We start from the raw sequence: 1,012 nt of genomic DNA on the forward strand, positions 1-1,012 counted from the left end.
TACCAAGTGAACGATCTCAAGTAGAGAAACTAGAAAAAGAAAATAGAATGTTAAAAATTGAGAATGCCTATTTAAAAGAATTGAGGAGACTGCGTTTAGAGGATGAACAAAAAATGAACGAATCGCACGAATCATTCACAGTCTCCGAAGACACTTTCGATTAAAAGATATTTTGGAAACCCTAAGGTTTCCAAAATCTACTTACATGTACTGGCAAAAACGCCTCGACAGAACAGCTTCAACACAAATCATTGAAGAAGAAATTCAAGCGATTCGTAAAAAACATCAACATTATGGCTATAGAAGGATGACCCAAGAATTGAAACGACGTGGATTTCAAGTGAATAAAAAGAAAGTCCAGCGATTAATACAAAAGTTAAAGTTACAAGTCAAAGCTTTTACTAAGAAATCCAGAAAATATAATTCCTATAAAGGAACCGTTGGTAAAATCGCTAAAAATTTGATTCGTCGCCGATTTAAAACCTCTGTTCCTCATCAAAAAATTACAACTGATACAACTGAATTTAAGTACTTTGAAGCAGATAACGCAGGCATCTTTCGTCAGAAAAAACTATACTTAGATCCATTTATGGATATGTATAATAGTGAAATTCTAAGCTATAGCCTTTCTACTCAACCAAATGGTAAAACAGTTATGGAAGGTCTGAAAGAAGCAATTTCTCAAACAAATGATTGTCCCTATCGGCGCACCTTTCACTCTGATCAAGGCTGGGCTTATCAAATGAATGTCTATATACAAACATTAAAGGACAACAATATCTTTCAAAGTATGTCTCGAAAAGGAACCTGTTTAGATAATTCTCCTATGGAGAATTTCTTCAGTATCCTAAAACAAGAAGTGTACTATGGAAAAATCTATCAAAGTCAAAATGAATTGAGAGAAGCAATTGAGAACTACATTTATTATTACAATCATCACCGAATCAAGGAAAAACTTAACTGGAAAAGCCCAGTAGAATTTCGACAATTCAATCAAAAAACTGCATAAAAA

At 33.3% G+C, this 1,012-nt stretch carries 1 pseudogene; it reads left to right on the top strand.

The features are described from left to right. Positions 1-1,009 (top strand): annotated as a pseudogene (locus tag HMPREF2810_RS15755) (IS3 family transposase); the annotation flags it as partial. Positions 1,010-1,012: the final 3 nt, after the last annotated feature.

The organism is Enterococcus sp. HMSC078F03 (assembly GCF_001811595.1).
GTDB classification, from domain to species: domain Bacteria; phylum Bacillota; class Bacilli; order Lactobacillales; family Enterococcaceae; genus Enterococcus; species Enterococcus faecalis.